This window comes from Acidocella aquatica (assembly GCF_030160635.1).
GTDB lineage: Bacteria > Pseudomonadota > Alphaproteobacteria > Acetobacterales > Acetobacteraceae > Acidocella > Acidocella aquatica.
In genome coordinates, this window is sequence record NZ_BSOS01000065.1 from 116973 (window position 1) to 141460 (window position 24488).

General features: G+C 64.0%; 20 protein-coding genes. 3 read left to right on the forward strand and 17 right to left on the reverse strand.

Going from position 1 to position 24488, the window contains the following annotated elements:
• Positions 1-22: 22 nt before the first annotated feature.
• The 7 genes from QQJ84_RS09935 to QQJ84_RS09965 form a co-directional block, all read right to left on the reverse strand.
• Positions 23-364: a zinc ribbon domain-containing protein YjdM gene (locus QQJ84_RS09935; protein WP_284258014.1), complete on the reverse strand. Its 342-nt coding sequence runs from the start codon at positions 362-364 to the stop codon at positions 23-25.
• Positions 365-412: 48 nt separating this feature from the next.
• Positions 413-1723, reverse strand: a complete 1311-nt coding sequence (locus QQJ84_RS09940; RefSeq protein WP_284258015.1) for a glycosyltransferase — start codon at positions 1721-1723, stop codon at positions 413-415.
• 7 nt (positions 1724-1730) lie between these two features.
• Positions 1731-2624 (reverse strand): hypothetical protein, encoded by an 894-nt coding sequence (locus QQJ84_RS09945; RefSeq protein ID WP_284258016.1) that lies wholly within the window; start codon positions 2622-2624, stop codon positions 1731-1733.
• A gap of 102 nt (positions 2625-2726) precedes the next feature.
• On the reverse strand, positions 2727-5459 hold the full coding sequence (locus QQJ84_RS09950; RefSeq protein WP_284258017.1) for a glycosyltransferase: 2733 nt from the start codon (positions 5457-5459) through the stop codon (positions 2727-2729).
• Entirely contained in the window at positions 5437-7254 is a 1818-nt protein-coding gene (locus QQJ84_RS09955; protein ID WP_284258018.1) for a tetratricopeptide repeat protein, read from the reverse strand. Before QQJ84_RS09955 ends, QQJ84_RS09950 begins: the two co-directional genes overlap by 23 nt.
• Positions 7255-7260: 6 nt before the next feature.
• Positions 7261-8688, reverse strand: coding sequence for an HlyD family type I secretion periplasmic adaptor subunit (locus QQJ84_RS09960; protein ID WP_284258019.1), 1428 nt, complete (start codon positions 8686-8688; stop codon positions 7261-7263).
• Positions 8657-10807 (reverse strand): peptidase domain-containing ABC transporter, encoded by a 2151-nt coding sequence (locus QQJ84_RS09965; protein ID WP_284258159.1) that lies wholly within the window; start codon positions 10805-10807, stop codon positions 8657-8659. Before QQJ84_RS09965 ends, QQJ84_RS09960 begins: the two co-directional genes overlap by 32 nt.
• Before the next feature lie 364 nt (positions 10808-11171).
• On the opposite strand from QQJ84_RS09965, the gene QQJ84_RS09970 reads away from it, so the two are divergent.
• Positions 11172-11663, forward strand: a complete 492-nt coding sequence (locus QQJ84_RS09970; protein ID WP_284258020.1) for a GNAT family N-acetyltransferase — start codon at positions 11172-11174, stop codon at positions 11661-11663.
• A gap of 48 nt (positions 11664-11711) precedes the next feature.
• On the opposite strand, the gene QQJ84_RS09975 is transcribed toward QQJ84_RS09970, so the two are convergent.
• Both QQJ84_RS09975 and QQJ84_RS09980 read right to left on the reverse strand, forming a co-directional pair.
• A complete protein-coding gene (locus tag QQJ84_RS09975) occupies positions 11712-12884 on the reverse strand; it encodes an iron-containing alcohol dehydrogenase (protein ID WP_284258021.1) in 1173 nt (390 codons plus the stop codon).
• Between the two features lies 1 nt (position 12885).
• Positions 12886-14247, reverse strand: a complete 1362-nt coding sequence (locus QQJ84_RS09980; RefSeq protein ID WP_284258022.1) for a glutamine synthetase family protein — start codon at positions 14245-14247, stop codon at positions 12886-12888.
• 179 nt (positions 14248-14426) lie between these two features.
• Between QQJ84_RS09980 and QQJ84_RS09985 the strand changes: the two genes are divergently transcribed.
• Positions 14427-15971 (forward strand): amino acid permease, encoded by a 1545-nt coding sequence (locus QQJ84_RS09985; RefSeq protein WP_284258023.1) that lies wholly within the window; start codon positions 14427-14429, stop codon positions 15969-15971.
• Between the two features lie 348 nt (positions 15972-16319).
• Here QQJ84_RS09985 and QQJ84_RS09990 read toward each other — a convergent pair whose 3' ends face one another.
• From QQJ84_RS09990 to QQJ84_RS10015, 6 genes are all read right to left on the reverse strand, one after another.
• Positions 16320-16799, reverse strand: coding sequence for a helix-turn-helix domain-containing protein (locus tag QQJ84_RS09990; protein ID WP_284258025.1), 480 nt, complete (start codon positions 16797-16799; stop codon positions 16320-16322).
• Positions 16800-17046: 247 nt separating this feature from the next.
• On the reverse strand, positions 17047-18531 hold the full coding sequence (lnt, locus tag QQJ84_RS09995; RefSeq protein ID WP_284258026.1) for an apolipoprotein N-acyltransferase: 1485 nt from the start codon (positions 18529-18531) through the stop codon (positions 17047-17049).
• Positions 18524-19180 carry an acireductone synthase gene (gene mtnC, locus QQJ84_RS10000; protein WP_284258027.1) on the reverse strand — a complete coding sequence of 219 codons (657 nt, stop codon included), beginning with the start codon at positions 19178-19180 and terminating at the stop codon, positions 18524-18526. Before mtnC ends, lnt begins: the two co-directional genes overlap by 8 nt.
• Positions 19180-19719, reverse strand: coding sequence for a 1,2-dihydroxy-3-keto-5-methylthiopentene dioxygenase (locus QQJ84_RS10005; RefSeq protein ID WP_284258028.1), 540 nt, complete (start codon positions 19717-19719; stop codon positions 19180-19182). Before QQJ84_RS10005 ends, mtnC begins: the two co-directional genes overlap by 1 nt.
• On the reverse strand, positions 19716-20309 hold the full coding sequence (locus QQJ84_RS10010; RefSeq protein WP_284258029.1) for a methylthioribulose 1-phosphate dehydratase: 594 nt from the start codon (positions 20307-20309) through the stop codon (positions 19716-19718). The genes QQJ84_RS10005 and QQJ84_RS10010 overlap by 4 nt, the downstream gene beginning before the upstream one ends.
• A 1-nt stretch (position 20310) precedes the next feature.
• Positions 20311-20547 carry a twin-arginine translocase TatA/TatE family subunit gene (locus QQJ84_RS10015; RefSeq protein ID WP_284258030.1) on the reverse strand — a complete coding sequence of 79 codons (237 nt, stop codon included), beginning with the start codon at positions 20545-20547 and terminating at the stop codon, positions 20311-20313.
• An 89-nt stretch (positions 20548-20636) separates the two neighbouring features.
• Here QQJ84_RS10015 and QQJ84_RS10020 point away from each other — a divergent pair, with 89 nt between their 5' ends.
• Complete coding sequence (locus QQJ84_RS10020; protein WP_284258031.1) at positions 20637-22580, forward strand: hypothetical protein; 1944 nt, start codon at positions 20637-20639, stop codon at positions 22578-22580.
• On the opposite strand, the gene QQJ84_RS10025 is transcribed toward QQJ84_RS10020, so the two are convergent.
• Together QQJ84_RS10025 and gluQRS are read right to left on the reverse strand one after the other, a co-directional pair.
• Complete coding sequence (locus QQJ84_RS10025; protein ID WP_284258032.1) at positions 22549-23505, reverse strand: CPBP family intramembrane glutamic endopeptidase; 957 nt, start codon at positions 23503-23505, stop codon at positions 22549-22551. The genes QQJ84_RS10020 and QQJ84_RS10025 overlap by 32 nt on opposite strands.
• Positions 23502-24323: a tRNA glutamyl-Q(34) synthetase GluQRS gene (gluQRS, locus tag QQJ84_RS10030; protein ID WP_284258033.1), complete on the reverse strand. Its 822-nt coding sequence runs from the start codon at positions 24321-24323 to the stop codon at positions 23502-23504. The genes QQJ84_RS10025 and gluQRS overlap by 4 nt, the downstream gene beginning before the upstream one ends.
• Positions 24324-24488 lie beyond the last annotated feature (165 nt).

The window sequence follows — 24488 nt, forward strand, 5'->3', positions numbered from 1 at the left end:
GTGGCGTGAGGCCCTTGGCGCCTTACACCTTGCGCAGGTAGCAGGCTTTCAGCATGAAATTCCCAGCATCCATCTTGCAGTCGACCTCATGGTCGCCACCAGCGAGGCGGATGCTCTTCACCTTCGTGCCGACCTTCAGCGTGGTGGAGGAGCCTTTTACCTTCAGATCCTTAATGAGCACGACGGAATCGCCATCGGCCAGTACATTGCCGTTGGAATCCTTCACCACATCGCCGTCATCGGCATCAGCCTTGGCGGCGTCCAGCATCGGCCATTCATAGCCGCAGTCGGCGCAAACGTAGTTCGCCCCGTCCGGGTAGGTGTTTTCCATGGAACATTGTGGGCAGGCGGGATTTTTTGACATGCCGGCCTTATACCAAGTGCCGCCGGGAATGACACTTGGCGCCGGAGATTATTTTTTCCTGATCTTTGCGGGTGCGGCCTTGCGCGTGGCTTTTTTCGGCGTGGCGGGCGCTGGCGCCAGCAGCTTCTTGCCCGTGATCTCCTCGATATAGGCGCGGTAGCGCGTGAGATAATCGTTGATGTCGAGGTATTTCTCCGCGAAGGCCCGCGCCCCGGCCCGCAGCCGCGCGGCGTGTTTGGTGTCCTGCAAAATATGCAGCACTGTTGCGGCCAGCGCGTTATGGTCGAGTGTGGGCACCACCAGCCCGTTTTCCTCGTGTTTCACGAATTCGGTCACCGTATCGGTGTCACCGCCAATCACCACGCAGCCCACCGCCAGCGCCTCGCGCAATGACCACGACGCCACGAACGGATATGAGAAATACACATGCGCGTCCGAGCGTTGCAGCAGGGTCAGATGGTCCTCGTAAGGCACCTTGCCCATGAAATGCACGCGGGTCAGGTCGATTTTATCACCCAATTCGCGCATCATCACCTCGCGCCAGGTGCCAGCCGCGGGTGGTGCGCCATAGCTGATCTCATCGCCGCCGACGATGGAAACCACCACATCCGGCCGCGCCGCCAATATAGCGGGCAGCGCGCGCATGAAAGTATGGAAACCGCGATAGGGCTCCAGATTGCGCGCGACATAGGTGATGAGCTTCTGCTTCGGCGTCACGGTCAGCTTGCCCACCGTAACGGTTTTTTTGCGCAGCTCCGGGTTGGCCTTGCAGATGTCGAGGTTCACGCCTTCCTCGATCAGGCGGATCTGTTTGCGCGCCCATTCGGGATAGGTACTGAGCTGCCACTGGGTCGGCGCCTGGCCATATTGCTCGAGCGCGAGTGCCAGCAGGTTCACGGCATTTTTGCCGCGCACCGCCGAAAACCGCGCCTCCGCCATCGGGAATTCAGGGTCGAAATTCACATCCGTACCAAGGATACGATAGTAGAATTCGAAATAACCGAGGATCGGCACACCGGGGAACACGTCCACCAGATTGAGCATTTCACCCCAGCCGTGATGGCCGATGATGATATCCGGCTTGAAGCCGAGCGCCTTGATCTGCAACGCCCCATGGTAGGCGGCCTGCCCCCGGCGGGTCGCCATCTCGAATTCGCGCGCATCCAGATGCACGCTGGCTGAAATGGACGGGGGCGTTGAATAGGTGACCTTGCGCACCCCGGTCATATTGTTGTGATTCGGTTCGGTCATGAACAGAATCTGATGCGTGCCTTCACACGCATCGTTATCGGCGATCAGGCTGCGCACAAGGTGCAGATACTGGCCGGGGAAGTTCTGGTGGACGAAGAGAAAGTTCACGGTGCGATCAGCGTTTAGCCTTGCCTCCCCGGCGGGTGCGCGGGGTCAGGGTGATCTGGAAGGCTTCCAGCGGTGCCAGTGTATCAGCCTCGCAGGTCTCATCATTACCGGCCGGCCCGGCGCTGGCGCCGCCAACGAAGCTGGCCGAGCAGCTCAGTTCATAATTTTCGGCAGCCTCTCCGGTCAGGCGGATGCGCAGGCCGAGCAAAGGCAGGGCCATGCCGCGCGAGCCGCAATACTGCCCGGCTTCCACCCAGGGGGAGAGCCAGCCACGGCCGAGCACGGCCTGATAGGACAGATCCGCCGGGTTGATCCCCTCCGGCGCGTTGAGGGCAAACCCCTCGATCCAGTTTTGGCTGCCGCGTTCGCCGAGCCAGACGCCGAACTTCGCGCCCACATCACCGCGGGTCTGTATATGCGCCATCATATCCATCACCTCGGGCGCCACCGGGGCGGGGGCCGGAGCGGGCGCGGGGGCATTGGCGGCAACCGCTGGCATATCGCCCGCGGTGAGCAACTGGCGCACCTGTAATTTGGGCGCCGCGTCGGGCATGTTTGGCAGTTGATAGATGGTGACAAGCACCTGCGCCGGCCCCTTGCGGATTCGCACGAGCGCCGCATCGCCATCGGCATTCATCCAACCATCGGCCCGGAAGCTCGAGATTTCGATATTCTGCCCACCGGCGGGGGGCGGCGAGATGCGCACGCCGGGCATGCCGTTGTTCTGGCTGGCGGCCGGATTGGCTTCATTGACAAAACAAAACAAACCGGCCGGCAAGGTCATCAGATGTCCCGAGACCTTGAGCTCCTGAACAGATGTGTGGTTATCACCGGCGCTCGCTCCGGCATTCGGTTGCGGCGAAGATTCGGCGGGTTTTTGCGCTTGTTTTACCTGAGCCATCTAAAGTCCTTAAATCTGCAGCCGTTGTAATACGAGGTTAAATACCCGTCGTTCCTATCGCAGTATAGCCATTAGATGTCACTTTCGGTTTAAAAAAAAGCGTCATTTTCCGTGGGTTGGCATCCAACTTCGCAAAATATCGTTGATCCGTGGCGCAGGCAGGCCAAGCGGCAAAGTCAGGCCCCGCCCGGTGGCGCGCAGGCGCTCGGCCTGGGCGCCAAGGTCGAATGTCACGGCGTAGAGTCCGGCGCGCCAGGCTTCGCCGAGCGCGAAGCACCAGGTTTCCGGCCAGATCGAGGGCAAAAACACGAGGTCCGGCGCAAATCTGGCGATCAGGCCTTGGGCCTCGCCCTCCTGGTAATGGCCGGTGACGAAAATACGCCCGGTGGCAAGCAGCTTGTCATCATCGGCGCTGCTGCCCGCGACGATGAATTGCAGCCCCAGCCCGCGCGCCGCCGCATCCTCGGCGCACGCGGCTAACAGATCAAAACCCTTGGCCGGGCCTATGCCGCCTATCACCATGATGGTGCGCGCCCCGTTGCCTGGAGGGTGCCGTGGCACGGTGAGGGCATCGTCCTCCCAGGGGACAACCCGGGGCACAACTCCGGGAAAATGCCGTGCGATGCGTTTCGCGGCATCGGCGGAGGGGACCGTGATCCGCGCCGCCCCGGCGAACTCGGCGGCCGAGCGTTTGAGCAGGGCAGGGACGCCGAGCGCCTCGTAAATGCCGTTATGGTCGCGCGCGCAGCAGGCGATGCAGCCGCGCACACCGGGTTCGCCGCAATAACGCGGCGGGGCGTCCGGTTCCGGGCGGGTGAGCAGGTTCACGCGCGGGCAGAAGCTGGCGTAGTCATGAACCACGATCTCCTGCGGCACGCCCAGCGCCTTGGCCAGCGTGCGCACGCCCGGGTGGTGCCCAAGCGTGTGGTGCAGAATAACCCTTTGCACGCCTAAGGCTTTTAACAGGCGCCGCAGCGCCGGGCGCTCTCGCGGCAGGGTGTAGGCGAGGTTGGGCGTATCCTTTGGGCTACCCTCGCTCAGCAGCGCGGGCCAGGGATAGGGCGTGCTCAGCGGATCAGCGGGAAACTGCGTGAGCAACAGCAACGGCCGCACGCCTTGCGCGCGCAGCGCCGCCATATCGGCCTCCACCTGCCGGGCGACGCCGCCGCCATGGCTGTGCGAGATCAGCAGCACGCGCTCTCGCGCCGCCTCCGCGCGCAGCCGGGCGGCATCCAGCTTTGCCCGCGCCGGGCGCAGCGGGTCTGCGGCGATGAAACCCGTCACCAGCTCATGATACCCCGGATACAGCCGCTCCAATATGCCAAGGTTGCGCAATGTCAGCCCATGCGCGGCGGCGCGGAAGGAAACCCCGCCCGCATGCGCCACATACGCCCCCAGCGCGGCCTGATGCCTGAACCCCTTGTGGCGCGCGCGCAGGCACCAGTCATTTTCCTCGCCGTAGCCCTGCGCGAAAATCCCGGGCCGCAACCCGCCCACGGCCCGCAGGCAGTCGTGCCGCAGATACATGCAGAACCCGACCCCGGTGGGAATTTCCAGGCTCCGGCGCCCGTTGCTCCGCCGCGCCAGCGCGTCCAGCGCCACCGCGTCCGCGAGGCTGGGCATCGGGTTGCCGCCGCGCGGGTCCGGGTAGCTTAAAATTGACGCCTCATTGGCAAAGGGTGTCACCGATCCGGTGGCGGCATCGGCATAGGCGACCGCGCGCATGGTTTTCACCGCACCCGGGGGGAGCAGAATGTCGCTGTTGAGCAGCAGCACATCATCCCCGGCGGCGGCGGCCAGCCCGGTGTTCACCGCCGCGGGAAAACCAAGGTTGGTTTCGTGGCGGCATAAAACAATGCGCCCCGCCGCCGCCAGCCCATCCAGCCAGGCGGCCAGCTCCGGCTCCGGCGTGGCGTCATCCACCACGATAACCCGCACCAGCCCAGCCACCGCGAACACACTCTCCAGACAGGCCTGGGTCTCCCCCAGCCCGCGATACACCGGGATCAACGCGCTGAGCGCCCGGCGCGCGGGCAGGCGCGCGCGCTCCCGGCCGCGCCGTGCCGCCGGGCGGGGGGCGAGGGTGGCGAGCACCGCCGGGTCCAGCGGGCTGCCGGCAATGTTGCTGCCATCAGGGCCGCTGAGCGTAAAGGGCGGGGTCAGCCCCGCCAGCGCGCGCGGCGCGATTTTGAAACCATGCCGGGGCAGCAGGGGCACATCGTCATCGGCGGGCAGAATTTTACCGAATTTTACCGCGCGGCGATGCCCGGCGGCGTCGCGCAAGGTGAGTTGCGGCGGCGTATGTGGCGCGGCCTGGCGGCAGGCCCAGCCGCTCAACCCTCCCTCACCACTCACCGCGACCAGCCCCTCGACCCGCATAAGCGCCGCCCGGTCCAGCGGCGCGCCGAGCAACCGGCCTCTGCCCTGGCCGCGCATTTCGCCCTCCGGGTCCAGGCCGCAAAAACCATCATACCCGGCGGCGGCGGCAACCTGCCCGGCAATGGCGGAAAAACCGGGCTCGTCAGGCAGGCAATGGCGCGCCAGCAGGGTATTCAGCGCCGCCGCCGCGCCGCTTGCGTCACCCTGCCTGAGCTTGGCCATGGCCAGCCCGAGCCAGGCCGTGGCATTGTCATAGCGTTGCGCGACCCGTTCAAAATCCCCGGCGGCAGCGGCAATATCCGTCTCGCCGCCGCTCAGGCGGAGCCGCGCAAGGTCAAGCGTGATCCGCGGGTCACCCGGCGCCAGCCGCGCCGCGCGTTCCAGCCAGGGGATGCTGGCCTCGTCCAGCCCGCGCTTCCAGGCGCCGGCCGCGTCACTCCGTTGTGGAGGTTTCAACTTCAGTTTCGGCTTCCGGTTCCGGCTCGGGTTCGGGCGGCACCAGTGCGTCAAGGTCGTTCTGTGCCTCGGCGATGCCGCCGTTCAGCGCCTGGGTGAACCAGTGTTTGGCTTCGGCCAGATCAACCTCGGTGGCGATGCCGTGCGCCAGATAGCGGCCCAGCATGAGGCAGGCCAACGGATGCCCGCGCTCGGCGGCGGCGCGGTAACAGGCCAGCGAGCGCGCGCGGTCGGTGGGGATGTCATGCCCGCCGCCATACATGGCGCCCAGCGCGAACATGCCCCTGGGATCACCCCGGTTGGCGGCGCGTTCATATAATTGCCGCGCGGCCTCGTGGTCGCGCGGCCCGCCAGCACCCTTCAGGCACAAATCCGCCAGGGCGATCAGCCCGTCCGGCAACTCGACATCGGCGCATTTCTGCAGCCATACGCGCGCCTCTTCCGGGTTGGCGTCCACCCCGCGGCCTTCCGCAAGCATAACGCCGTACCAGTATTGCGCGTTCAGCACCCCCTCGGCGGCGCGGCGCATCCATTTCGCGGCGCGGATTTCATCGCGCTCCACCCCCACGCCCTGGGCCAGGCAAACCGCGTAGTTGAACGCGGCGATCAGATCGCCTGTTTCGGCCGCCTGCTCAAACCACTCATGCACCGGCGCCGGTTCGGTCAGCTTCGGGCTGGTCTGGCCGCTGAGCAGCAGCGAGGCAAGGTCGGCCTTCGCGGTCTCGTCTCCCGCCTCGGCGGCGCGGCGGAACCAGATGGCGGCTTCATCCGGGTTGCGCGGCACGCCGGTGCCCGTGAGGTAGAGCATCCCCAACGCCCTGGCGCTGTTCTTATGCCCCAATTCGGCAGCGGTGCGGAACCATGAGGCGGCTTCGGCATAGTTGGGCGGCAGCTTACCGTCGCCGCGCACATAAATCTCGGCGACCAGCGCCGCCGCCTCCGGGTCCCCCGCCAGACCGGCCCGGCGCAGCCAGGACTCCCCCTCGACCTGATTGGCCTTGATGCCGATGCCGTTGAACAGCATGAAGCCATATTTCGCCTGCGCGTTGGAGAGGTTGGCCTTGGCGGCAATGCCGTAATGCTTTGCCGCGCGTGCCGGGTCGGCCGGGAGATTAACCCCCATGTCATAGAGCAGGGCGAGGTAATAATGCGCGGTGGGCAGTTCCGCATCGGCGGCCAGGCGGATATGCGCGATGGCTTCGTCCGGCGCCTCTCCGGCGGCCTGGCGCAGCAGCGTGATGCCAAGGCCCAGATGCCCTTGCGGCGCGCCGGCCTGCACGGCTTTCTCAAACCAGGGCAGGGCTTTGGCATCATCGCGCTGCGGCCATGTCGGGTTGGAATAGATGAACCCGGCCATCAGCTGCGCATCGGTGTCTCCAGCCTCCGCCGCCGGCAGCGCCCAGCGCAAGGCGGTGTCGTAGTCAGGCGGGGTGTTTTCGGCTTCCGCAGGTGCGCCTTGCGTGAATAACGAAGCGCCGGTGTGCGAGACCGCATCCTCGCGCATGCCGAACATATACAGCCCCGCCAGATTGCGGCTGGCCACCATGTCGCCCTTTTCCGCCGCGCGCATAAACCAGCGCGCGGCCTCCACGGCATTGCGCCGGACCCCTTCGCCCGTCAGGTAATGCCGGCCAACCTCGCGTTCGGCCTCCGCGATTCCAGCCTGCGCCGCGACGCTGAAAAGCTTGAGGGCGCGTTCATACTTCCCCTCCGCGTAAAGCTCTTTCGCGCGTGCCAGCGCCTTTGGCGGCTTGCGCGCTGCCACGCGGTCGGAAATATCCTGTTTGATACTCATGGAATTTTATGGCTCATGCATGCTCTGATAGGCGACGGGCAGGATCTGCCGCATGAAATAGGCCAGCATCGTGTGTTGGCCGACCTTCACATCCGCTTCAACCGGCATGCCGGGAACCAGATGGAAACCGGGCGGCAGGTTATGCAGGTTCAGCACATCGAGCGAAATCTGTGCCTTGTAGAATAAATCGCGCGGCGCATTGGGCAGGGGGACGCCATTGACCCCATAAGCCTGCTGGTCGAGCGGGTTGATGCTTTGCGGGCTGATGAAGGTCACGGTGCCGGAAATTTGGCCATATTGCAGATAGGGAAGCGTGACGAGCTTGATGGCAACCGGGTCACCGACGGCGACATAGCCTGATTGCGAGCCGTCGATGTCCACTTCCACGCTGAGCGGCGCGTTCACCGGGGTCAGGTCCATGAAGCTCTGCCCGCTTTGCAGCTGGCTGCCGACCGAGACCGATGCGATAGACTGCACGATGGAATCCTGCGGCGCGGTCAGCACCACCAGCGAGTTGTTCAGCCTGGCCTTGACCAGCGCCTGCTGCGCCTGCGCGAGGTTATTGAGCGCCGTCGCCAGCTGTTGCGAGATATTCGCCTTCCACTGCTGGTTTGCGCTGTCGCGCTGCGCCGTGATCGAGGCGATCTGCTTTTGCGCGGCCTTGGCCGAGGATATCGCACTATCGAGCGAGGCCTGCATGCCCACCCGGTCATCCGTCGCGGCCAGCGTGTCCAGCCGGCTTCCCACCTGCAATTGCTGCAAATCCTTGCGCATCGTCTCGACATTCGAGGCAATGCTCAAACGCTGGCGGTAATAGGCCGCCTGGTCGTTATACCCTTTAATCTGGGTTTGCAGCTGGCTGATCTGCTGGTCGTAATACTCAACAGTCGAGTTATACTGGCCGATCTGCTGATTATAGGTCTGCAGCGCCAGCGTGGCGGCCGGGTTGTTGGGGTCGCCGTAATAGGGTTTGCCGTCTTCCTGCGCCTGCAACTGCGCCACCTGCGCGGCGTAGCTTTGCTGCTGCTGGGTCAGTGATGTCAGGTCGGCCTCGGCGTAGGTCGGGTTCAGCGTGGCCAGAACCTGCCCCTTGGTGACGAACTCCCCCTCATGCACGTTGATGCTTTTGATGATCGACGCGGTCGAATCCGCGGCAAAGGCCTGCACCACGGTATCGGGCACGGCGGAGACCAATGTGCCCGAGGAGGTGACAAGCTGGTCGATCGGCATCATTCCCGAGGCGGTGAGCCCCGACAAAACGAGCGCGCTGACAAACCAGTTGATATACCGCCCCACGAACGGCACAGGCGTGGCGATGACAGCCGCGGTCGGTGACTGAAACTCCAGCACCGCCAGCGGCATTGTCTCGGCATTGGCCACAGCGTTGCGCGAACCGATCGCCTTAGGCAAGAGTTGGCTTAGGCGCAGCAGCATGAGTTTTTCCTTGTGGGTCGAGATGGCGGTTTTGTTGCAGCCACAGATGGCGATAGATGGCGCAACGCTCCACGAGTTCGTGATGCGTGCCGATATCCATGGTGCGGCCGCGATCCAGGACCATGATGAGGTCGCAATCAATCAGCGAGGACAGCCGGTGCGAGACGATCACCATGGTGCGCCCTTGCGCGATGCGCAGCAGGTTGGCGTTCACCAGCGCCTCGCTCTCGGGGTCGAGCGCGGAGGTCGCCTCATCGAGGATCAGCACTTTCGGGTCGGATATCACCGCGCGCGCAATGGCGAGGCGCTGCTTCTGCCCGCCGGAGAGGTTGGGCGAGCCTTCCTGAATGAACGTGTCATAGCCCTGGGGCATGCGCTCGATGAATTCCTCGGCCCCGGCCAGCCGCGCGGCCTGCACCGCATCCTCAAAGGAGAGCCCCGGCCGCCCGGCGATGATATTATCCTTCACCGAGCCGCGGAACAGGAAGTTATCCTGCAGCACCATGCCGAAACTCTTGCGCAGATGCCGCAGGTTGATCTCGCGCATATCCGTGCCGTCGATTTTTATGGCGCCTGAATAATCGCGGTTGATACCCTGCAACAGCCGGGTCACGGTTGATTTCCCCGAGCCCGAGCGCCCCACCAGCCCCAGCATGGTGCCGGCGGGAATTTTAAAGCTCATCTTGTCCAGCGCGGGCGTCTTGGAGCCTTCATAGCTGAAGGTCACGTCGTCAAACTCCACCGCGCCCTCAAAACGCGGCCGCAACCCGTGGGTCAGCGCGCGTTTCTCGTTGGGCCGGTTCAGGATCGAGCCAACCTGCCAGATCGCGGCCTGCGCTTTTTGGACGTCCTGCATCACGGTCGCCAGGCTCACTAGCGGCCCCGCCACCCGGCTGCCCAGCAGCATGTAGCCGGTGAGCGCGCCGATATCGAGCGGGTTGTTGGAGTTCATGGCGATATAGGCGCCAAAGATCATCACCCCGTATTGGCTGTAGCGCTGCAGGGGCATCACCAAGGTGGCCGGCCAGTTCGCCAGCTGCCCCATCTCCATGCCCAGATTGGCCGAGGTGGCGACCTTGCGATCCCAGTCGGCGGCGCGGGCCGGCTCCAGCGCCAGCGCCTTGACGGTGCGGATACCGTAAATGGTCTCGACCAGCACCGAGCCCTTGGCCGATTCAGCCGCGATCAACTTGCCGGTCATGATCCCCAGCGGGCGCAGGAAGATGCCGATGATCACCGCGATCAGTGAAGCGGCGATCAGCACGGTCCAGGCCATCGGGGCGCTCATATAGAACAAGATCGGCAGCAGCAGCACCACCATGAACACATCGATAAACGTGTTCATCAGCCGCCCGGTCAAAAACTCGCGGACCTGATAGATCTGCTGCACCTTATAAGTGAGCACGCCAGCCTGCTCGCGCTCGAAAAACTCGATGGGCAGCGAGACCAGCCGGTCAAAAATCCGCAGGTTGAGCCGCGCGTCGAGCTTGGTGGCGATCATCACCTCCAGCAGCTTGCGCCCGAAGGTTAAAATCATCTCAAAGCCGGTGGAAAGAATGATCAGCACCGTCACCAGCGCCAGCGTGTTCCAGCTATGATACTGGATGACTGTGCCGATGACGCGCATCACCATGAAGATCGGGATGATGCTGAGGATGGTGATGGTGATCGAGGCGATCCCGATATCGCGCAGCAATGCCCGGTCGGACCATACCAACCGGCCCAGCATGGTAAAGTTAAAGGCCTGTTCTTCGTCATTGCCTTCGCGCGCGGTGCGCACCAGCAGCGTGGCGCCGCTCCACACCTGTTTCAGCCGCAGCTCGTCCACCGGCATCGCGGGGTCGCTGGCGCGTCCGCGCGGGTCGCGCAGCAACAGCACCTGGTTTTCCGGGTCACGGCCGGTCACCAGCGCGGCGCCGCCATCGTCGAGCAGCAGGACAATCGGGGCGGCATCATCAATGCGCATCAGCTGGCGGAAGGTCATGGGCACGCCGCGTGCCCACAGCCCGGCGTCCTTCAGCCAGTCCAGCAAAACCAGCGGGGAGGGGGCGGCGTCATCGGTCTGCAGCCGCAGGTTCTCGGGGTTCAGCTCAACGCCATGGTAGCGCGCCACATTCATCACCGCCGCCAGCCGCGCCTGCACCAGGGGGCTGACGTTGATCTCGGCATCCATCAGCGCCGCCATGTCCAGGTTGGCTGCCCCGTGCCCCGTGGCGGAATTCGCGCCCGGATCGCGCTGCGTATCGTTCATGCGGTATCAACCTTCTCTGCACAGCTACTTAACCCCGGTGACCCGAGGGGGTGTAGGCGGCTTATGCCCGAATTACCTCCGCGAATACAACGCCATTCGGCCCATCTATCATTAAGGTTGTGTTTTTTGGACCGTGATTTCCTCAAAATGCCACGCACCGGGCGCCCCGGCGCTGTTCAATATCCAAGGAATCTGTAAATTCAGCCCATCACAAGGGGTATCACGGTCTCGTATGGAAATCCTGAACGCAACAGACTCAGACCTGCCGGCCATCCAGTCGATCTACGCGCATCATGTGCTGGCCGGCACCGGCACATTTGAGGAAGTGCCGCCCTCGCTTGAGGAGTTTCAAATCCGCTACCGTGCCGGCCTGGCCGCGGGTTATGCCTGGCTGGTCGCGCGCGATGCCTCCGGCTGCCTCGGATTTGGCTATTACGGCGCCTTCCGCGACCGTGCGTCCTACCGCTCCACGGTGGAGGACAGCGTGTATGTTCGCGAAAATGTGCACGGCCAGGGCGTGGGCAAGGCGATTGTAGCGGCGCTGCTGGCACATGCCTCGGCGGCGGGGTTCAAGCAGATGCTGGCGCTGATAGGCGATTCGGAGAACGTGGCCTCCATCGGCGTGCATGCGAGCCTGGGCTTCCAGCCGGTCGGCACCATGCGCAAGGTCGGCCATAAATTCGGCCGCTGGCTGGATGTGGTGATTATGCAAAAAGGGCTTTGAGGCAGCCGGGCCAAGGGTGGCAGTCCCCTGGCCCGGCTGTGTCAGCGGTTACGCGCCCAGCCCGTCGAGAGACCCCTTCATCGCCGCGACGAGAATCCGCTTCATATCAGCGGCGGTGGCGGGGCGGGGGTTGTCGGGCGTGTTGGGGTCGAGGAAGGCTTCCTGTGCCAGCCCATCCAGCGCGTCTTCCGTCACTTTCAAATCCACGATGGTATGCGGAATTTTCAGCGCCGCGCGCAGATCCAGCACCCAGGTCAGAAACCCGTCGAACCCGCCCGCGAGTCCCAGGCAGCGCGCCAGCACCGCCATCCGCTCCTCGATCACCGGCCGGTTATAGGCCAGCACATAAGGCATCAAAACCGCGTTGGTCAGGCCATGATGCGCATGGAAGCGCGCGCCGATCGGGTGGCTGAGCGAGTGGATCGCCCCCAGCGCCTTCTGGAAGGCGGTCGCCCCCATCGAGGCGGCGGCGAGCATGTTCATGCGCGCGTTCGCGTTGCGCGGCTCGTTAACGGCGGTGATGAGGTTTTCCTTCACCAGCAACATGCCCTGAATGGCGATGCCATCGGCAAACGGGTTGTAGAACGGCCCGTAATAAGCCTCCAGGCAATGCGCGAGCGCGTCCATGCCGGTCCACGCGGTGATGCTGGCGGGCAGGCCGAAGGTCAGCTCGGGGTCCAATATCACCAGCCGGGGCAGCATCTGCGCGTGCAGCAAAATCAGCTTGCGGCCGATGCTCGTGTCGGTCACCACGCTGGCGCGGCCCACTTCGGAGCCTGTCCCCGCGGTGGTCGGCACCGCGAAAATCGGCGGCAGCGGGCGGTCCAGCTCCGGCCCGGCCAGCGTGATCTCAAAATCCCACAGCGGGCGCGAGGTCGATACCGCAAGCGCAATGGTCTTGCCGCAATCCAGCCCCGAGCCGCCGCCAATGGCGATCACCGCCTCCGCCCCATGCGCCTTATAAACCTCGGCCCCCGCCGCCACGTTGGCGGCAATCGGGTTGGGGTTCACATCATGGAACACGGCGGGGGCAATGCCCTCGGCTTCCAGCCCGGCCACGATGGCCGCGAAAAACGGCAGCCCGGCAACGCCCGGATCGGTCACAATCAGCACGCGCTTTATTCCAAGCGCCTTCACCCGGCCGGGCAGTTCCGCGATGCGCCCCGCTCCGGCCAAAATCTCAGTCGGGATACGCCAGTTGCCGCGTAATTCGATCGTCATCTCACATCCTCTCAAATGACCGGAAACGCTCCCAGTCGGTAACGGCCGCGTTGAACGCGTCCAGCTCAACCTTCGCCATATTGGCGTAATGCGCCACCACGTCCGCGCCGAAGGCAGCCTTGTTGAATTCGCTCTCGCGGAACAGCCGGGCGGCATCCGCCAGCGTATTGGGCACGCGCGGCAGCCCGGCGGTGTAGGCATTGCCGGTAAACATCGGCACCGGGGCCAGATCGCTCTCCACCCCGTCCAGCCCGGCGGCGAGCATGGCGGCCAGCACCAGATAAGGGTTCACATCGCCGCCCGGCAGGCGGTTTTCCACCCGCAGCGACTTGCCATGGCCCAGGATGCGCAGCGCGCAGGTGCGGTTATCCATGCCCCAGGCCAGCGCGGTGGGCGCGAAGCTGCCGGTGGCAAAGCGCTTGTAGGAGTTGATGTTGGGCGCGAAAAAGAATGTCAGCTCCGGCGCATGTTTCAACAAACCCGCCAGAAACTGCAGGAAGAACTTCGATGGGCTGTGCCCGTCGTCATCCAGGAACACAGCCTTTCCGTTGCCGTCGCGCAAGGAGAGATGCGTATGGCACGAACTGCCCTCGCGCTCGTTGAACTTGGCCATGAAGGTGATGGCATGGTCCATCGAGGCGGCAATCTCCTTCGCCGCTTCCTTATATATAACGTGTGCGTCGCAGGTCGTCACCGCGTCGCTATACGCAAAATTGATCTCATGCTGGCCGAGGTTGCACTCACCCTTGGAGTTTTCCACCTGGATGCCGGCGGCCTCCATCGCGTTGCGAATCGCCCTTATCACCGGCTCCACCCGCGCGGTGCCGAGGATCGAATAATCATTGTTATACTGGTTCGCCGGGGTCAGCCCGCGATAGGCGCGGTTCCAGGCATCCTCATAGGTATTCTTGAAAAGAATAAACTCAAGCTCGGTGGCGGCGAAGGCGCTGAGCCCGTGCGAGGCCAGGCGCTCCAGCTGTTTCTTCAGCATGGTGCGCGGCGCGATGTCAGCCGGGCGATGGCCTTTCAGCTCGATGTCGCACAAAATAATCGCAGCGCCCGGCTGCCAGGGCGCGAGTCGCAGGGTGGCGAGGTCCGGCGCGAAGATGAAATCGCCATAGCCTTTTTCCCAGGAGGTAAGATCATAACCGGGAACCGTTCCGCATTCGATATCGGTGGCGAGCAGATAAGAGCATCCCTCGGCGGCCTCGGAAGCCACCGAATCAAAGAAAAATTTAGGCATCACCCGCTTGCCCTGCAACCGCCCCTGCATGTCCGGCGCGGCCATGATAATCGTATCAATTTCGCCGCGTTCCGCCATTGCGCGCAGTGTTGGCAGGGTCAGTTTCGGTTCGTCAGCCATGGGTGCCTCCCTCTGTTTTGCGGATATAAGCACAGCTTTGGCGGCGCGAGAATGACAGCGCAACACACCAGCCCCCGCGTTAAATGACAGGGCGTTAAGTTTCGCTTGAAGAATGTGGGAGCTTCTGCCTAGACTGAACCAATCATTAATAGTGGATGAACCACTCGAGGGGGTTAAATATGGCGGACCAGACCGAACAACAAATACTCGCGGCCGATGCCGCGACCCTGCACAAGATGGGCTACGCGCAGGAACTCTCAAGGCGCATGCACGGGTTTTCAAATTTTGCCGTGTCGTTTTCGATCATCTGCATCCTGGCCGGCGGCATCACCTCCTTCCAGGTCGGCTTCTCCACAGGCGGCGGGCTGACCGCCATTGTCGGCTGGATCGTGGGCTGCACCTTCGCCCTCATCGTCGGCCTTTCCATGGCGCAGATCGCCTCGGCCTACCCCACCGCGGGCGGCCTGTATCACTGGTCATCCATCCTTGGCGGGCGTGCCTGGGGCTGGATCACCGCCTGGTTCAACCTACTGGGTCTCATCTTCGTCATCTCCTCGGTGAACGTCGGCGTCTACAACCTAGGCGTCGGGCTGATCCTCAATAACATTTTCGGCATCAACACCTCCGCCTGGGGTTTTGAGCAGCAGACCATCGCGGTTATCGGCATCACCGTCGCCCAGGGGCTGCTCAACCATTTCGGCATCCGCACCACGACCAAGCTGATCGACTTCTCCGGCGTGCTCATTCTGGTCATCGCCGTGCTGCTGACCGGTGTGATGCTTTTCGGCATCCAGCATTTTGATTTCTCGCGCCTCGTCACCTTCACCAACTACTCCGGCGATGCCGGTGGCGGCGTGGTGCCGCATGCCTCCAGCCCGTTCTACCTGTTCTTGCTGGCGCTGCTCTACCCGCTCTACACAGTCACCGGGTTTGACGGTTCAGCCCACACCTCCGAAGAAACCGTGGACGCCCGCCGCAACGTGCCGCGCGGCATCCTCAACGCCATCATCTGGTCGGCCGTGTTCGGCCTGGCGATGGCCGGCGCCTTTGTCCTGGCGATGCCCGACCAGGCAAAAGCCGCGGCCGCCGGCGGCAATGTCATCTTCAACCTGATGGCCTCGCTCACGGTTCCCGACTGGATCAAGGACGTTCTCTATGTCGGCATCGTGCTGGCCAACTTCCTCTGCGCCCTGGCGGGTGTTACCTCCACCTCGCGCATGGTCTATGCCTTCTCGCGTGACGGCGGCCTGCCCGGCAGCAAATGGCTCAAACAGGTGAACGAGACGCATCGTTCGCCGGTCTACGCCATCTGGTTCACCGTGGTGCTCTCCATCGCCTCCACCCTCTACTCCCCGGCCTTCGCGGCGCTGGCGGCTGGTTGCGCGATGTTCCTCTACATCTCCTACGCCATGCCGATCCTCGCCGGGCTGTTCGCCGAGGGCAAAACCTGGACCGAGTTCGGCCCGTTCCGTCTGGGCTTCCTCTCCAAACCGCTGGCGCTCATCACCAGCATCGGCGGGGTTATCATCATCTACATCGGCACGCGCCCACCCAATGACGTTCTGGACAGCTACCTCATCGGCCTGCTCGGGTTGATGGCGATCATCTGGTTCGGCATCGCCCGCACCCGCTTCCCCGGCCCGCCGATTGGCGCCGCCGCGGTCGCCGCCCGCGCCGCCGAGATCGCCGCCGAGGAAGCCGCGCTGCGCGGCTCCCCGGACTAGAGCGCGATCGTTTGAGGCTCGCTCAACCGAGCGAGCCGAAAGCGTGAATCGCCCTCAGAAAAACGGCCAGAGCCTGATCGCACTTAAAGCGATCAGGCTCTGGCGCGATCGTTTGAGGTTCGCTCAACCGAGCGAGCCGAAAGCGATCAGGCTCTGGCACGGATGGCATGAGGTGGAATCGCTCCGCGATTTCATCTCATTCCGGAGGCGGCTTGCGGGCGAGTCCCTTCCGCCGCCGGAATTGCCGGCCCAGTAGTCTGGCCCGGAAACACACAGGTCCGGCCATGAAAAGGTCAAAAAAAACGGCGCCACCAGGCGCCGTTTTTTTTGAAAGCCGAAGTTAAAAATTCAGTGGGCGTCGAATGTCGCCTCCGGCGGCGCCAGAGACTTCATCAGGTCGAACATGCGCTTGCGCATCGCGGGGTCGGTAATGCGGTAATAGGCGCGCACCAGCTCCAGCGTCTCACGCTTGGTCAAATGGTCATCCACCCCGGCGGAGAAAGGCTCCTGCGCCTCGGCGAAGCCATACATCCGCCCGCGCGGCCCCGAGACCGGGCTTTCCGACATGCCTTCAGGCATATCGTCAAAAAAATAACTGATCGGCACATCCAGCACGCGGGAAATATCGAACAGGCGCGACGCGCCAACGCGGTTCACGCCGCGCTCATATTTCTGCACCTGTTGAAAAGTCAGGCCCAACGCGTCACCCAGCCGTTCCTGAGACATGCCGAGCAATGTGCGGCGCAAGCGGACCCGCGAGCCCACATGGATATCGATCGGGCTCGGGCGGCTTTCGCGTTCTGGACGTTCGGCGTTCTCTTCGGCCATTTAACTCAACATCTCCAACAATGGGGGCGAATTACTCTCGCTTCCCGGTACGCCTGACAGCCACAATATTGCCACCACCCGGCGGCTGATTGAACCCGCTTAAACTAAATTTGTCGTACATCACCACCCAGGGTAAAGTGCAACCAGACTAAAGTGATTACCAGAGGTTAACGGGCAAGACAATACAAAAACTACAAATATCGAATTATTAAAGAGACGATCAAGCTGAGCATCAGCAAATATGAGGCTAAGCCAGGGTGGAAATTAATACACCGGCAATCGTTGCAACAAAAGCGAGCATAGCAGGGATTTCCAGTCCAAACCTAGCAAAAAACGGTGCCGGAAGGTTTCCTGGCAAAGATGTAACCAGCACACCTTGGCTTTTTAGCGGCAGATATGCATCGACATGACCAAAAGCGTCGAACATGGCGGTAATGCCGGAGTTCGCGTCGCGCGCGAGTGGCAGCCCTTCCTCCACGGCGCGCAGCCGCGCGTCGGCGAAGTGCTGGCGCGGCCCGGCGGTGTCACCAAACCAGGCATCATCGGTGACATTCACCAGCCACGCCGGCCGGTCATGCATATCCACAATCTGGCCCGAGAAAATAGCCTCATAGCAGATCAGCGGCCCGAATGGCGGCAATCCTGTTACATGCAGCGTCTCGGGCCCGGGGCCGGAGGTGAAGCCGCCGCCCATCATGTTGGGGATGATCCTGAGCGGAATCCATTTGGGCGTATACTCGCCAAAGGGCACCAGCTTCCATTTGTCGTAGATGCCAACCGCCGGCAGCGGTCCGTCAGTCACCACCAGTGAGTTGCGGAAATCAGTCGCGCTCACCCGCCGCAGCGAGCCGGCCAGGATAGGCGCGGTCCCGGTCACGGCGGCGAGCTGTTGGCGGGCGGCGGCATCGGTATCCAGCAGCCAGGGGGAGGCGGCTTCGGGCCAGACCACCGCCGTCGCGCCGTTGTTCAGCCCGGCCTGGCTCATGTCCAGCAATTGCTGCCAGCGCGCGAAGAGTGCCGCGCGATCATAGGAGCCGGGCACCGGAAAATCGGGCTGCACCAGCGCCAGAGTCACGCCCGTGGCGGCGACCGGGGTTTGCAGCCGGTGCCAGCCATACCCGGCCCAAACCAGCATAACCGCCAGCAGCGCGGCCAGCCCCCGCCGCCCGAACATCGGCAACCCGGCCAGCAGCACGGTCAGCAGCGTCATGCCCTGCACACCAATCAGCGCCGCAGGCTGGATGAGCACATCGCCCGCCACGCCCGGAATCGCCCAATCCGTGCCCCAGAGATTCCATGGAAAACCTGAAAAGGCGAATTGCTGCACCAGATTCGCCGCCCCCCAGGCCCCGGCAAACACCAGCAGGCGGCCAAACCCGGGCTTCACCGCCCGCGCGGCCAGGGCGGGAATAATGGAATAAAATGCCACCGCCCCCGCCAGCAAAGGGGCAGCCAAGGGCACCAGCCACCAGAAGGTGCCAATCTCGGTCAAAATCGGTTCGGTGATCCAATACAGCCCGGCCAGCCCCAGGCCAAAGCCGAACAGCCAGCCGGTCAGCACCACCTGTTTCCAGGTTTTCGCAGCCCCGATCAGCCGCAAAAACGCTGGCACGCTGAACAGCAGCACCGGCAGCAGATGCACCGGCGGCAGGCCGAGCGCCGAGGCCATGCCCCATAAAAAAGCCCGCACCAGCGGGCGCGCGGCCAGCCGTGCGCGGATTCGCTCAAACATGCGGCAGACCAAATTGCTGCGCCACCCCGGCAAAATCCACCGCGGTTGGGTGCCGTGCCGAGGCCAGGGTGCCATCCTGCGGGCGCACCAGCTGGCAGGTGCGCAAGCCCGCCGCGCGCGCCGCATCCAGCTCCGCTTCAACATCGGAGAGAAACAACACCTCGCCCGCCGGAATCCCGATCCCGCGCGTAATCGCGCCATAGCTCGCGGCTTCGCGCTTCGGCCCGGCCTTGGTGTCGAAATACGCCTGGAACAGCGGTGTCAGATCGCCCTCGGCGCTATGCCCGAACAGCAGCTTCTGCGCCGGCACGGAGCCGGAGGAATACACATAAAGCCGCACCCCCCCGCGCGCCCAGCGGCGCAGGGCAGGGGCCACATCCGCATAGATTTCCGCCTTCAGCTCGCCCGCCGCATAGCCTTCCTCCCAGATCATCCCCTGGATGGTTTTCAGCACCGGATCTTTCTCGTCGCGGTCCATCTGCGCATACAGCGTTTCAAGCGGCGGCACCGGCACGCCGCCCACCTCGGCATGTGCCGCGCAAAACGCCGCGAGCCGCGCCCGCGCATAGGGAAACAGCACACGATGCACAAAGGCGATGGGCGTGGTCGTGCCCTCAATATCCGTGAGGACGGCGGCGGGCGGCACCATTACGCGACGGGGAAGCGGGTGGAAATATCGTCCCCGGTGAACTGCGCGACCCAGCCGGAGGTGTCGGTGAACACCCGCAGCGCCGTGAACAATGGCGCCGCTCCGGCATCGAACCAGTGCTTCGCGTTGGCGGGCACGCGCAGCAGGTCCCCCTGCTCGCAGAACGCATCATACACCCGCCCGTTCTCATGGATCACGAAATGCCCGCTGCCCTGCACGAAAAAGCGGATTTCATCCTCGCTGTGCGTGTGCTCCTTGAGGAATTTCTCGCGCAATGCCGGGGCGGCGGGATTATCAGGCGTCATTTTGATGACATCGGCCGACCCAGCCCCCGTGGCGCCCATCAGCGCATCCAGATACGGCCGGTAGGCGGCCAGAATCTCCTCCGCCGGCGCGTCAGCGGCCAGATGCACCGGGCTCTCCCAGCGCGCGAAGTCAACGCCGATCTTGGTCAGCTCCGCCGCCACCGCGCCCGCATCCTCGGAGCAAAACACTGAAACACCGGGGTTCGTGTCTTCATAGATCGTCAAACGGCTCATTTCATTCGTCTCCGTTCCAACTCACATTGCAGCAGAAATTCCAGCGCCTCCAGCCGCCAGTAGGCATGCTCAACGCTGGTTCCCCAGGCGTAAACGCCGTGCCCGGCGATGACATAGCCAATCGGCGGGTCGCGCAGCAGCAGCGGCTCGATATACGCGGCCAGCCGGCCGATGTCCTGGTCATTGGCATATACCGGCAGCACCACGTCTATCTCATGCGTGGCAAAGCCGAAGGCTTTCAAAATTTCATAGTCCGAAAAGGTGATCGCCCCCTGCATGGAGAGCACGGTGGCGGCCACCGAATGGCCGTGCAGCACCGCGCCCACCTGCGGAAACAGCCGGTAGAGCTGGCAATGCAGCAGCGTCTCGGCGCTGGGCTTCATCCCCTCGCTGAGCGTTTTGCCGTCATAATCCACAGCCATGATGTCGCTGGTCTTCAGCCGCCCCTTATGCACGCCGCTGCGGGTGATCGCGATACGGGCATCATCCACGCGCGCGGAGAGGTTACCGGCGGAGCCTGGCACCCAGCAGCGCAAATCCATCCGCTGCCCGGCCTCGGCCAGCGCGTTCGCCAGTTCAGCGGGGACCATTTCAGCCCTGGTTGACGGTCGTCTTGTTCTGGTCCGGCACGGGCGCGCTCAGCGAGTCCGGCTGGCTCATCGAGGCGTCCGCAGGCCCCTTCTTGCCGTCCTCATCGGCGATATTCTGCTTGAAGGTTTTAATCCCCTTGCCGAATTCGCCCATCAGATTGCTGACCTTGCCGGTACCGAACACAAGCATGACCACAAGCAGCACGATCAGCCAGTGCCAGATGCTCAATCCACCCATAAATACTCTCCACCCAGATATTTTCTGCTTCAGTCTACGACGATCACGGGCGAATGCCAAATCGCGGGAGTTGTAGGAGCAACCAACCTGTGGTTGAAAAACCGCAGATGCGTATTGAGCCCGCCAAGCACCTCACCATTTTCCGCCATGCTGCGGTGTGCCTGCTCTATCTCGCCGCCAGCTGGGTTTTCTACGCGCCGCCGCGCCATTGGCCGGGGCTCACCTATTTCGGCGACGAGCAGGATTCCCTGGCCTTCATCTGGTTCCTCAACTGGTGGCCTTTCGCGCTGACGCATCATTTGCCGCTGCTGTTCACGCATTATGTGGATTACCCGGCGGGCACCGATCTGGTCTGGAAAACCTCCATCCCCGCTCTGGGCTTGCTGGCGGCACCTTTCACCCTGCGCTTTGGCGCGGCGGCGGTGTTCAACGTGCTGATGATCGCCGCCCCAGCACTCGCCGCCTTCGCCCTCTACCTCGCCGCCTGGGAGCTTACCGGCGTATTCGCAGCCGCGCTGCTGGCCGGCGCCATGTTCGCCTGTTCCGGCTATGAGATCGGCCAGACCCTTGGCCATCTCAACCTCGCCTTCACTGCCGCCGTGCCGTTCAGCCTCTGGGCCTGCCTGCGCGCGGCCGCGCATAACTGGCCGCGCTGGCATCTGGGCGCCGTGCTGGGCGGCCTGTTTTTATTCGAGTTCGGCGTCTCCCAGGAGGTTTTCGCCAGCGAAATGCTTTTCGGCGCCGCCGCGCTGCTGCTGCTGGCCTGGCTGGCCCCTTTGCCCCGCCCCGCGCTGGGCCGCCTGCTGGGCGGCATCCTGCTGGGCCTGGCGCTCTGCCTGCTGCTGGCAGCCCCCTTCATCTGGGCCATGCTGCGCGGCTACGCTGCCGCGCGGGCGAATTTCTCCACCCCGGATGTCTACGCCAACGACTTGCTGGCAGCCTTCATCCCCACCCCGCTGGTGTTCCTGGGCGGGCATCCGGCGCTACCGCTGTCAAAGCTTTTTACGGGCAATTCAAGCGAGCAGGGCGGCTATTACGGTCTGCCCCTGGTGCTGCTCGCGCTCCATATCTGGCGCACAACCCCCCTCCCGGCGGCGCGGGTGCTGGCAGGCATGGCGCTGCTGGCGGTGGTGGCCTCGCTCGGCCCTTATGTCCATGTTCTGGGCCACCGGCTTGGCCCGGCGCCGTGGCTGCCCTTCGCCCAGATGCCGGTTTTCGCCGCGATGCTGCCCGGCCGTTTCGCGCTTTACGCCTGGCTCTCCCTCACGCTGCTGCTGGCCCTGTGGCTGGCGCAGCCGGGCAGCGGCTGGCGCCGCTACGCGCTGGCCGGGCTGTGCCTGCTCAGCCTTCTTCCGGCGCAATCCACCGCGCGCAACTGGCGGCAGCCGATGCTGCCCCCGGTCTTCGCCACCCTGCCGCCGGGCGCGCATGTGCTGGTCATGCCGGTGTTCGCCCAGGAGATGGGCTGGCAATACGCCGCGGGCATGCGCTTCATGCTGGCGGGCCAGGGCTATATCGGCAACGGCCAGCCTGCTCCCTTCAGCTCCTGGCCGTTATATCAGCCATTGTGGGAGAATCGCTTCCCCGCCATCGCCCCCGGGGAATTCTCCGCCTACCTGCAGGCCTATGATGTGCAATATGTGGTGCTGCTCCCCCAGGGCTACGCCTATTACAGCGGCAAGCCGGTTGATGAAGCCGCCGAAACCCGCGCCGCCGCCACATTGCTGCAACAGGCTGGCTGGCGCATCGCCACCGCGACGCCGCGGGGCGCGGTCTACCAGCCCAGCGCCACCACCCCTCGCTGGACCCCGGCCCAGATCGCGGGCTTCATCGCCCAGGGCACCCAGCAACATCGCGCCGATGTGCTCCCTTATGAAATTCACCGGGTCTGCCAGATCCGCCGCCTCGCGCGCCTCATCCGCCTCAACCCCGCGCCGTTGTTATACCTCTGGGCGCTTCACGCGCACCCGCTGGTCCCCGCGGCCACGCTCGCCTGTCCGCTCAGCGCACAAACAATCCCGCCGCCAGCATAGACCCGCCATTGTAGAGGATATGCAGCACAATCGCGGGCCGGATGGAGCGGAACTTCAGCCGCAGCACCACGGCGCAGGCCGCCATCAGCCCCACATCGATAAAGCCCGGCGGATAATACATCTTCTCCGGCGCGTGCGCGGCCATGAAGACCAGCGTGGTCACAACCCCCGCCCAGCCCGGCCCCAGCCGCGCCGCCAAACCGGCAAAGGCGATGCCGCGGAAGACGATCTCCTCCAGCGCCGGGCCAATGAACACTGCCACCACCAACAGCGGCAGCGCCGCCACCCCGCTGGCCTCAAAGAGCCTCGCTTCAGGCAAATTCCGCAACGCCCGCATATCCGGCGGAAAGAAGTGGAACAGCAGCCCGACGCTGCAAACAATCCATACCGCCATAACAGCCGCGCTCACATAACCCAGCGCCGGGGCGGCGCACCAGCCGATGCCGGTCTCTCCGCCGTCCTCCACCCGCGCGGCACCCAGCTGGCGCAGATACCACACCACCCACAACGCCGCCGCGCACTCCCCGGCCAGCACCATCGCCAACAGAAACGGCTGCCCCGTGAAATCCACCCGCGCCTGCGCGTGCCGGGCGAGCAGGGTGAAATCCTCGAGGGTAAGCACATTCGCCAGCACCGCGCCGCCGCTTGCCATCGCGAGGCCAAAGCCCGCCATCCCCCAGATGCCCTGCGCCACGCCAAAACGCGCCGCCGCTCCTGGTGGCCGCCGCGCACCAGGCAGCAGCGCGAAGCACATCGCCAGCACAAACAGGTTGAACCCGAACTCCGCCCCCAACCCGATCAGCTTCATCCGCAAAGCCGGTGCATGCACATGCGGAAACATCACCTGGATGAACACATCCATGGCAACACCGCCCAGCAGCGCAAACCCCGCGAGCCACGCCAGGCTGACCAGAATACGCCTCATGCCGCGATGCCCTCCTCGAATTGCCGCAAAATCGCGCGCGGCTGCACGCCCGCCGCCCGCATGGAGCGTAACGTAGCGGCAAAATCGCGCTTGGCCAGCCGCCTGCCTTGGGCATCGCGCAGCAGCCGGTGGTGCGCATAAACCGGCGTAGGCAGCTCCAGCAGCGCCTGCAGCAGCACATGCACATGCGTCGCCTCAAACAAATCCTCACCCCGGATCACATGGCTGATGCCCTGCAGCGCATCGTCATGCACCACGCAGAGATGATAGCTGGCCGGCGTATCCTTGCGCGCCAGCACCACATCGCCAAAGGGCAGGGGCCTGGCCTCGATCCAGCCCTTGCTCTCCTCGAAAAACCGCAGCTCCCCCGCCTGGCGCACCGCCGCCGCCATATCCAGCCGCAGCGCATAGGCCGCCCCGGCGCTCATCCGCTCCGCCCGCGCGGCCTCGCTCAAATGCCGGCAGGTGCCCGGATACACCGCCTCCGCCCCATGCGGCGCGGCCTGCGCGCGGGCAATTTCCGCCCGGCTGCAAAAACACGGGTAGAGCAACCCCCGCCCGCGCAACCGCTCCAGCGCCGCCTGATATTCGGATAAATGCGCTGATTGCACGCGGATTTCGCCATCCCATGCCAGACCCAGCCAGCGCAGATCCTCAATGATGGCGGCGGCAAACGCAGGCCGGCAACGTGTGCTGTCGATATCCTCCAGCCGCAGCTGGAAAACATCCGCCCGCGTCCGGGCGTTCCATGCCGAAAATGCGTGGCCAAGGTGGAGATATCCGGTCGGGCTGGGGGCGAAGCGCGTGGTGATATTCATGGCTCCGCCGATATAAGCATGGCGGCGCGTGCGTGTGACAAGTGGTTTACAAACGCTTTCCTGTCTTGCGGCGGCCCGTCGCATTTGTCATAAAGTTCACATGACTCGTACTAACCACCATATCTGGCTGGGGTTCGCGGTTTCTCCCCAAAATCTGGTCCCGTT